We start from the raw sequence: 9,121 nt of genomic DNA, 5'->3' as shown, positions 1-9,121 counted from the left end.
GATCGCCGCGGCGCTCGGCGCGGCCGCCTCGGTCGGGTTCGCCGACATCGGCGCGGCGCGATCGCCGACCGCGACTGCGCTCGTCGGCGCGGCGGCGTGGCTGCCGGCGGGGGCGCTGGCGCGCGCCGGCGTCCTGACGGCGGGGCGCGGCTTCGGCGTCGACTTGTCGGCCGCCTATGCGCGTTTCGCCGTTCTCGCCAGCCGACGCATCGCGGTGTCGCGCCTGACGATGCTGCTGGTGATCGGCGCGGCCGCCGTCGCCATCGACCGCGGCCTCGTCGACCCGCCGCGGGCGCTGGCCTGGGCGCTCGGCGTCAATCTCGCGCTGGTCACGCCCGCGGTGGCGCTGGCGCTCGCCGAACGCGGCGGGCCCCGCTCCGCCGCGGTTCTGCTGGCGACCGCCGCCGTCACCTTCGCCGTCGGGCTCGGCCCGGCGTGGCGTTCCGCCCCGCCGCAGCAGATCCTGGTCGCGGCATTGGTCGCCGGCGCGCTCGGCCTGCTCGCCGGCGCGCTCGGCGCGCTGTTCGAGCGTCGCGAACCGCCGTCCGACGCAGCGCCCTTCGACCCGTTCGCCGATCTGCCCTTCGCCGCGCCGGAGTGAGCGCTCAGGCGGTCAGCAGCTGCTTGGCCTGTTCGTAGAGCCGAGCGTCGCCGGCGGCGATGATCCGTCCGCCGGCGGTGGCGTCGCCGCCTTCCCAGGTCGTCATCATTCCCCCCGCCCCGGCGACGATCGGGGCCAGGGCGACGACGTCGTGCGGCTTCAAGCCGGTCTCGATGACGAGGTCGACATGGCCGAGGGCGAGCGCGCAATAGGCGTAGCAATCGCCGCCGTAGCGCGTCAGCCGCGCCTTCGCTTCGACCCGACGATAGGCCTCGCGGTCGGCCTCGACGCGGATCAGCGCCGGACTGGTCGTCATCACCGTCGCCTCGGCGAGGCTCGCGCATTCGCGCGTGCGCAAGGGCCGCGTCATCCATTCGCTCGGCGGCGCGTCGCCGCGCGAGGGCGCAAGGCAGCGCAGCCGCGTGCGGGCGCCGTCGCCGAAGAAGCGCTCGCGGGTGAAGGGTTGCGCCATCATGCCGTAGACCGGCTTGCCGCGATGCATGAGCCCGATCAGCGTGCCCCAGGTCGGCAGGCCGGAGATGAAGCTCTTGGTGCCGTCGATCGGATCGAGCACCCAGACATATTCGGCCTCGGGCCGATCCTGCCCGTATTCTTCGCCGATGACGCCGTGGGCGGGGAAGGTCTGGGCGATCAGCCGCCGCATCGCCGCCTCGGCGCCGCGGTCGGCCTCGGTGACGGGATCGAACACGCCGCCGCGCGACTTGTCCTCAGCGCCGATGGTCGAACGGAAGAAGGGAAGAATCACCTCGCCGGAAACCTGCGCGAGACGGTCGACGAAGCCGGCAAAATCGACTGCGGTCATGCCGACCGCTCCAAAAGACCAAAAGAGTTTTGCGTTGCTTGCATACCTGTCATGCCCAGAGTTTGGAGGTTGCCCGCTCGGCGGAGACTGTGCCCGACGCAACCCCTTGTATCGTATGATATTATTGAAACGTCTGGATTTTCGGCGTCGGAAGGTGTGTTGCAGAATCGCCGCACCAGCCGGAAACACCGTAACCCGCCTCAGAAAGCCCTTGCCTTTGCTGCGTCGCGTGCACATATTGTTGCGGTGCGGCATGACCTGCCGCATATGCCCTCCTTGGGCGTTTCCTCCCTAGACTCAGGCCGCCGTGGCGACATGGCGGCCTCCTTTTTATCCGGGCCTCCTTATGCGGTCCGCGCATGCCGGCCGTCGCCGATCGCCCCCTCACTCCGCCGCCCAGCGTCCGCCCCCCGGTTCGGCGACCGCGCGCGCCGTCAAACTTTCCGCCGCCGCTTTCAACGATTCGACGAGTTCGGCCGCGCGCGCCAGCTTCACCATGCGCGCCTCGTCCATGTAAAGGGCGCGATTGACCTCGATCTGCACGGCATGGCGACCGGCGGCGGGCGCTCCGTAATGCTCGGCGATGTAGCCGCCGGCGTAGGGCTTGTTGCGGCGGACGCGATAGCCGCGCGCGAGCAGCGTCGATTCGAGCGCCTCGACCACCCAAGGCGCGGCGCTGGCGCCGAACCGGTCGCCGAGCACGATGTCGAGCGAACCGGTCTCGGCGAGCGTCGAGGGCATCGAATGGCAGTCGATGAGGATCGCCACGCCGAATCGCGCCCGCGTGCGCTCGACCAATCCCGCCAGCCGCTGGTGATAGGGACGATGCAGGGCGGCGACGCGCGCCAGCGCCTCGGCGACCGGCACGCGGCCGCGATAGATCGGCTGGGCGTCGCCGACGACGCGCGGGATCGTCCCGAGCCCGGCCGCCACCCGCAGCGAGCGGGTGTTGACGTAGTCGGGAAGCGGCCCGTCGAACATGCGCGGGTCGAGTTCGAACGGCTCGCGATTGAGGTCGAGAAAGGCGCGCGGAAAGCACGCCCGCAGCAAAGGCGCGCCGAGCGCCACGCACGGCAGGAACAGCTCGTCGACGAACGCGTCCTCGGAGCGACGCAGCGTGAGCGGGTCGAGCCGCGAGGCGGCGAGGAACGCGCTCGGATAGCGCGAGCCCGAATGGGGCGAATCGAACACCAGCGGCGCGGCGAGGCGCGGCGGCTCGATCACCTCGAAAGGCGGCTGAATGTCGGCGTCGGCCCGCCAGCTCGGCTCGTCCAATAGCGCCTCGATCCGCTTCTCGCCCGCCGCAGACGCGGCCGGAACCTTTATCATAATCGCATTGCCGGCTTACCCGCCAACGCCGACTCGCATAAAGTCGCGCCGCCTTCACCCGATTTTTACTTGCCACGGGCGATTATTCTGGAGTTGCAGAGGATTTTTGATGACTGCGTCGGCTGAAATTTCCGCCCGGATCCTGCTCGCCGAAGACGACAACGACATGCGCCGCTTCCTGGTCAAGGCGCTGCAAAACGCCGGCTATTCGGTCGCTTCGTTCGACAACGGCCTCTCGGCCTACAACCGGCTGCGCGAGGAGCCGTTCGAGCTGCTGCTGACCGACATCGTCATGCCGGAGATGGACGGCATCGAACTCGCCCGCCGGGCGACCGAGCTCGACCCCGAGATCAAGGTGATGTTCATCACCGGTTTCGCCGCCGTCGCGCTCAACCCCGACAACAAGGCGCCCAAAGACGCCCGCATCCTCTCCAAGCCATTCCACCTGCGCGACCTTGTCAACGAAGTCCAGCGGCTGCTGCAGGCGGCCTGATCAGCCGGCGGTGATCGCCGATCTGAGCTTCAGCGGGTGGTCGATCATTCTCAGGCTCTCGAGCGTGCTGCCGGTGCCCTTGATCGTCACGGTGCCGTAGTTGAACAGCCGACCGAGCTGGGTCTGGTCGACGTCGACGCTCTCGACCTTCTGCATGTTCATTTCGACCGTGTGGCGGCGGACGAAGCCGCGCTTCAACACGACGCGCCGGTCGGTGACGGCGATTTCGGTCGTCCAGCGGCGGAACCACGCGCGCAGGAAGCTGATCAGCGCCGCGAAGGCCGCCAACGCCGCGACGACGAAAACGGCGACGCCGAAGCCGGCGGCGCTCGCCGCGAAGAACGTCAACGCGAGCGCGATCAAGGCGTAGACGATCGCAGGGCCGTAGAGGGTCCACGACAGCCGGGTCTTGAACACGACCTTCTCGCCGGGTTCGAGGATCTCGTCGACATAGCCCATGGCGAAATCCCATCCTGCGCGCCCGCTCGAGGGGGGCGCGGCATCATTCGTCGCTGAAGGGGCCGATGACAAGCTGTTCGAGCTTCACCCAGTTCGCGAGCCGCTCGTAAGTCAACTTGACGCCGCGAACGGCGGGCTTACGGGACGGGTCCGCGTTTGAGGGGCATTTACGAGGGCGAAAAGCGCCGTGCGCGGTTGCGCCCGTGGCGTTGCGCGCCACATGAGCCGGAGCGATCGAGGAAGCGGAGGCGGCGGCGATGCGAAGCGCAATGGTTCTTTTTATCGCGCTCGCCGGGCTCGCCGGCGCGTCCTATAGCCCCGCCCAGGCCGACGAACCGCTCACCGGAGCGGCCGCCGCGAGCCGCGACGGCAGGCCGGAGAAACAGGAAAGCTCAAAGCTGCCAGCCGATTCGACGACGGGCTTCACCTTGAACATCGACGGCCGCAGCCTCGCCTTCCACGTCACCGCCGGTTCGCTTCAGCTCAAGGACGAGGCCGGCGCGCCGCAAGCGGTCGTCGCCTATGTCGCTTACACGCTCGACGGCGTCGACCCCGAGCGGCGGCCGGTGACCTTCGCCATCAACGGCGGACCGGGCGCCGCCTCGGCCTGGCTGCATCTCGGCGCGCTCGGTCCGTGGCGGTTGCCGATGAACGGCCTGTCGCCCGCGTCCTCGCCGGCGCTGATCGATAACGCCGAAACCTGGCTCGACTTCACCGACCTCGTCTTCGTCGACCCGCCGGGGACCGGCTACAGCCGCATCGTCGCGCCGGGCGACGAGGCGCGCCGACGCTTCTGGTCGGTCGAGGGCGACGTCGACGGCCTCGCCGCGACGATCCGCCGCTGGCTCACCGCCGAGCGACGGCTCGCCTCGCCCAAGTTCATCGTCGGCGAAAGCTACGGCGGCTTCCGCGGGCCCCGGCTCGCCGAGGCGCTCGCCACGGATCAGGGCGTCGGCGTCTCTGGTCTGGTTCTGATCTCGCCCGCCCTCGACATGGCCGCGCTCGCCGCCGGGCCGGACGACCCCTTTCCGCTGCTGACCCGCCTGCCCTCTTACGCGGCGGCCTATCGCCGCCGCGCCGGCCCGGTCTCGCGCGCCGACCTCGCCGAGGTCGAGCGCTACGCGACCGGCGACTATCTCGCCGACTGGCTGCGCGGCCCCGACGACGCCGCGGCGGTCGAGCGGATGTCGCAACGGGTCGCCGAGCTGACCGGGATCGACCTCCAGACGGTGCGACGGTTCGGCGGCCGGATCGACGAAGAGACGTTCCTGCGCGAATTCGAGCGGCCGCAGGGCGAGGTCGTCGCCTTCTACGACGCGACGGTCGACGCCTACGACCCGTTCCCCGCCGCCGGCCGCAGCCGCTTCCACGATCCGGTCCTGCCCGGTTTCGAACCGGCCTTCACCAGCGCGATCGTCGATCTCTACGAGCGCCGGCTCGGCTGGAAGGTCGACGACCGCTACGAGCTGATCAACGACGCGGTCGAGCGCGAATGGCGCTGGGGGGCCAAGCTCGCCGCGCCGGAATCGCTCTCGGCGCTCAGGCGGATGCTGGCGCTCGACCCGAAATTCCGCGTGCTGATCGTCCACGGCCTGACCGACGTCCAGACCCCGTATTTCGCCACCGCCCTCGAACTCGCCCAGGTTCCCGACTTCGGCCCGCCGGGTCGGCTGACGCTGAAGGTCTATCCGGGCGGCCACATGGTCTACGCCAACGACGACAGCCGCCGGGCCCTGCGCGACGACGCGCGGCGGCTGATCGAAGGGAAGTAAGTCCGGCCCGGCGCCGATCAACCACGCCGGCGGAATCCCTCTCCGCCTGACGCTTTTTCGCCCCCGCCGCCCTTGACGCCCTCTGCGGAGCGACCTATTTCAGCGCTGCCGTTAGCACTCGCCCCAGTCGAGTGCCAATCAGGCTCCATGCTCTTCAACCCACCGGCGCGCTCCCCCAAAGCCGTCGGCGAAACAGGAAGCTGAGACTCATGAAATTCCGTCCATTGCATGACCGCGTCGTCGTCCGTCGCCTGGAGGGCGAGGAGAAGACGAAGGGCGGCATCATCATCCCGGACACCGCCAAGGAGAAGCCGCAGGAAGGCGAGATCATCGCCGTCGGCCCCGGCGGCCGCGACGAAACCGGCAAGCTGATCCCGCTCGACGTCAAGAAGGGCGACAAGATCCTGTTCGGCAAGTGGAGCGGCACCGAAGTCAAGATCGACGGCCAGGAGCTCCTGATCATGAAGGAATCCGACGTCATGGGCGTGATCGCGTGAACTGACGGGCGAATGGGGAGTAGCGAATAGCGAATGGGGATTCGCCCCGGCGCATTCGCGCAAGACCATTCGCCACTCGCGATTTCGCCATTCGCCTTATCCCCCCAAACACCACTCCAAGGAACCCACCCAATGGCTGCCAAAGACGTACGTTTTTCCACTGACGCGCGCGACAAGATGCTGCGCGGCGTCGACATCCTCGCCAACGCGGTGAAGGTCACGCTGGGCCCGAAGGGCCGCAACGTCATCCTCGACAAATCGTTCGGCGCCCCGCGCATCACCAAGGACGGCGTCACCGTCGCCAAGGAAATCGAGCTCGAAGACAAGTTCGAGAACATGGGCGCGCAGATGGTGCGCGAAGTCGCCCAGAAGACCAACGACACCGCCGGCGACGGCACCACCACTGCGACCGTGCTCGCCCAGGCGATCGTCAAGGAAGGCGCCAAGGCGGTGGCCGCCGGCATGAACCCGATGGACCTCAAGCGCGGCGTCGACCTCGCCGTCGCCGAAGCGGTCAAGGACATCGCCAAGCGCTCCAAGAAGATCAAGGAATCGGCGGAAGTCGCGCAAGTCGGCTCGATCGCCGCCAACGGCGACAAGTCGATCGGCAAGATGATCGCCGACGCGATGCAGAAGGTCGGCAACGAGGGCGTCATCACGGTCGAAGAGGCCAAGAGCCTGGAGACCGAGCTCGACGTCGTCGAAGGCATGCAGTTCGACCGCGGCTATCTCTCGCCCTATTTCATCACCAACGCCGAGAAGATGGTCGCCGAGCTCGAGGACGCCTACGTCCTCATTCACGAAAAGAAGCTCTCCGGCCTGCAGGCGATGCTGCCGCTGCTCGAGGCGGTGGTGCAGACCGGCAAGCCGCTGCTGATCGTCGCCGAGGACGTCGAGGGCGAAGCGCTGGCGACGCTGGTCGTCAACAAGCTGCGCGGCGGCCTCAAGGTCGCGGCGGTCAAGGCGCCGGGCTTCGGCGATCGCCGCAAGGCGATGCTCGAGGACATCGCCATCCTGACCGGCGGCCAGATGATCGCCGAGGACCTCGGCATCAAGCTCGAGAACGTCACCCTGCAGATGCTCGGCAAGGCCAAGCGGGTGCGGATCGAGAAGGAAAACACCACGATCATCAACGGCGCCGGCAAGAAGGTCGACATCGAGGGTCGCGTCGCCCAGATCAAGGCGCAGATCGAGGAGACGACCTCCGACTACGACAAGGAGAAGCTGCAGGAGCGGCTGGCGAAGCTCGCCGGCGGCGTGGCGGTGATCCGGGTCGGCGGCGCGACCGAGATCGAGGTCAAGGAGAAGAAGGACCGCGTCGACGACGCGCTGCACGCGACCCGCGCCGCGGTCGAGGAAGGCGTCGTGCCGGGCGGCGGCGTCGCGCTGCTGCGCTCCGGCAGGACGCTCGCCGGCGTCAAGACGGCCAACGACGACCAGCGCACCGGCGTCGAGATCGTGCGCCGCGCCGTGCAGCAGCCGGCGCGCCAGATCATCGAGAACGCCGGCCTCGACGGCGCGGTGATCGTCGGCAAGATCCTCGACAACAAGGACTACGCGTTCGGCTACGACGCGCAGGGCGACAAATACGGCGATCTCTACAAGCTCGGCATCATCGACCCGACCAAGGTCGTGCGCGCCGCGCTGCAGGGCGCCGCTTCGGTCGCCGGCCTGCTGATCACCACTGAGGCGATGGTGGCCGAGAAGCCGAAGAAGGAATCCTCCGCCCCGGCGATGCCGGGCGGCGGCATGGACTACTGAGGCTTCGCTTCAACCAAGCGCTCGGATTCGACCGGCGCCTGCCCTCAGCCCTACCCTCTCCCGCAAGCGGGAGAGGGGGAGGCGCGCCCCTTCTCCCGCTTGCGGGAGAAGAGCCTGCCCCCGGGCGAAGACCCGGGGGTGGCCCGAAGGGCCGGATGAGGGCGACGGGACCTAGCCGTAGAGCCCCTTGTGCGCCTCCCTGAGCGTCGCCTTCTGCACCTTGCCCATGGCGTTGCGCGGCAGGTCGGCGGCGAACAGCACGCGCTTGGGCTGCTTGTATTTCGCCAGCCGGTCGGCGAGCGCCGCCAGGATCGCCGCCTCGTCGAGACGCGCGTCGGCGCGCGCGACGACGATCGCCGTGACGCCCTCGCCGAAGTCGGGATGGGGCACGCCGATCACCGCGCTTTCGACCACGCCGGCAATCGCGTCGATCTCGCTCTCGATCTCTTTCGGATAGACGTTGAAGCCGCCCGAAATGATCAGGTCTTTCGCGCGGCCGACGATGTGCAGGTAGCCGTCGGAATCGATCATACCGAGATCGCCGGTGATGAAGAAACCGTCGGCGCGGAATTCGCTCGCCGTCTTCTCCGGCATCCGCCAATAGCCCTTGAACACGTTGGGGCCCTTGACCTCGACGATTCCGACCGCGCCTTGCGGCAGGATCGCGCCGGTCTCGGGGTCGGCGATCCGCAGGCTGACGCCCGGCAGCGCAAAGCCGACCGCGCCCGGCCGCCGTTCGCCCTCGTAGGGGTTCGACGCGATCATGTTGGTCTCGGTCATGCCGTAGCGCTCGAGGATCGCCTGGCCGGTCTGCTCGCGCCAGCGCGCGTGGGTCTCGGCGAGCAGCGGCGCCGAGCCGCTGACGAACAGGCGCATGTGGGCGGTCGCCTCGCGCGTCAGGCCGGGATGGTCGATGAGGCGGGTGTAGAAGGTCGGCACGCCCATCAGCGTCGTCGCGCGCGGCAGGGCGGCGACGAGTGCGTCGGCGTCGAAGCGCGGCTGGAAGATCATTGTCGCGCCGGCGACGAGCGCGACATTGACGGCGACGAACAGGCCATGGGTATGGAAGACCGGCAGCGCGTGGATGAGCACGTCGTCGACGCCGAAGCGCCACAGCTCGGCGAGCGTCCGCGCGTTGGAAGCGAGATTGTCGTGGGTTAGCATCGCGCCCTTCGAGCGCCCGGTGGTGCCCGAGGTGTAGAGGATGGCGGCGAGATCGTCGGGGCCGCGCGCTTCCGTCGGCGCTTCGCCGCGCGCGGCGGCGATCCGTTCGGCGAAGCTCCCGTCGCGCTTCGTCCCGAGGCTCTCGACCGCGGCGAGGCCAAGCTTGGCGGCGAGCGCGCGCGTCGACGCCAGCGCTTCCGGGCGGCAGATCGTCAGCGCCGG

At 68.7% G+C, this 9,121-nt stretch carries 9 protein-coding genes; 5 read left to right on the top strand and 4 right to left on the bottom strand.

What is annotated here, in order from left to right; genetic code table 11:
• On the top strand, positions 1-601 hold a 601-nt coding region (locus tag ABSF49_RS17485), incomplete at its 5' end, for a hypothetical protein (RefSeq protein ID WP_424113929.1).
• Between the two features lie 4 nt (positions 602-605).
• On the opposite strand, the gene hisN is transcribed toward ABSF49_RS17485, so the two are convergent.
• The gene (hisN, locus tag ABSF49_RS17480) at positions 606-1,424 is read right to left on the bottom strand and encodes a histidinol-phosphatase (protein ID WP_424113928.1); all 819 of its coding nucleotides are present in this window, start codon (positions 1,422-1,424) and stop codon (positions 606-608) included.
• Positions 1,425-1,808: 384 nt separating this feature from the next.
• Positions 1,809-2,753 (bottom strand): N-formylglutamate amidohydrolase, encoded by a 945-nt coding sequence (locus ABSF49_RS17475; protein ID WP_424113927.1) that lies wholly within the window; start codon positions 2,751-2,753, stop codon positions 1,809-1,811.
• 109 nt (positions 2,754-2,862) lie between these two features.
• Here ABSF49_RS17475 and cpdR point away from each other — a divergent pair, with 109 nt between their 5' ends.
• The gene (gene cpdR / locus ABSF49_RS17470) at positions 2,863-3,246 is read left to right on the top strand and encodes a cell cycle two-component system response regulator CpdR (protein WP_424113926.1); all 384 of its coding nucleotides are present in this window, start codon (positions 2,863-2,865) and stop codon (positions 3,244-3,246) included.
• Here the strand turns inward: cpdR and ABSF49_RS17465 are convergent, their stop codons facing one another.
• Complete coding sequence (locus ABSF49_RS17465; RefSeq protein WP_424113925.1) at positions 3,247-3,705, bottom strand: PH domain-containing protein; 459 nt, start codon at positions 3,703-3,705, stop codon at positions 3,247-3,249.
• 269 nt (positions 3,706-3,974) lie between these two features.
• Here ABSF49_RS17465 and ABSF49_RS17460 point away from each other — a divergent pair, with 269 nt between their 5' ends.
• The 3 genes from ABSF49_RS17460 to groL all read left to right on the top strand — a co-directional run bounded on the left by ABSF49_RS17460 (position 3,975) and on the right by groL (position 7,735).
• Positions 3,975-5,477: a S10 family peptidase gene (locus ABSF49_RS17460; protein WP_424113924.1), complete on the top strand. Its 1,503-nt coding sequence runs from the start codon at positions 3,975-3,977 to the stop codon at positions 5,475-5,477.
• 209 nt (positions 5,478-5,686) lie between these two features.
• Positions 5,687-5,974, top strand: coding sequence for a co-chaperone GroES (gene groES / locus ABSF49_RS17455; RefSeq protein WP_424113923.1), 288 nt, complete (start codon positions 5,687-5,689; stop codon positions 5,972-5,974).
• Between the two features lie 132 nt (positions 5,975-6,106).
• Positions 6,107-7,735: a chaperonin GroEL gene (gene groL, locus ABSF49_RS17450; protein ID WP_424113922.1), complete on the top strand. Its 1,629-nt coding sequence runs from the start codon at positions 6,107-6,109 to the stop codon at positions 7,733-7,735.
• Positions 7,736-7,906: 171 nt separating this feature from the next.
• Here the strand turns inward: groL and ABSF49_RS17445 are convergent.
• The coding region (locus ABSF49_RS17445) for an AMP-binding protein (RefSeq protein WP_424113921.1) at positions 7,907-9,121 on the bottom strand (1,215 nt) is incomplete at its 5' end.

This window comes from Roseiarcus sp. (genome assembly GCF_049514155.1).
Lineage (GTDB): Bacteria > Pseudomonadota > Alphaproteobacteria > Rhizobiales > Beijerinckiaceae > Roseiarcus.
This window is presented reverse-complemented; position numbering and strand designations above follow the sequence as displayed.

Excerpts from the sequence above, each read along its gene's own strand:
- ABSF49_RS17465 (WP_424113925.1), bottom strand. The coding sequence starts at position 3,705 with ATGGGCTATGTCGACGAGATCCTCGAACCCGGCGAGAAGGTCGTGTTC.
- groL (WP_424113922.1), top strand. The coding sequence starts at position 6,107 with ATGGCTGCCAAAGACGTACGTTTTTCCACTGACGCGCGCGACAAGATG.
- ABSF49_RS17475 (WP_424113927.1), bottom strand. The coding sequence starts at position 2,753 with ATGATAAAGGTTCCGGCCGCGTCTGCGGCGGGCGAGAAGCGGATCGAG.
- cpdR (WP_424113926.1), top strand. The coding sequence starts at position 2,863 with ATGACTGCGTCGGCTGAAATTTCCGCCCGGATCCTGCTCGCCGAAGAC.
- hisN (WP_424113928.1), bottom strand. The coding sequence starts at position 1,424 with ATGACCGCAGTCGATTTTGCCGGCTTCGTCGACCGTCTCGCGCAGGTT.
- groES (WP_424113923.1), top strand. The coding sequence starts at position 5,687 with ATGAAATTCCGTCCATTGCATGACCGCGTCGTCGTCCGTCGCCTGGAG.
- ABSF49_RS17460 (WP_424113924.1), top strand. The coding sequence starts at position 3,975 with ATGGTTCTTTTTATCGCGCTCGCCGGGCTCGCCGGCGCGTCCTATAGC.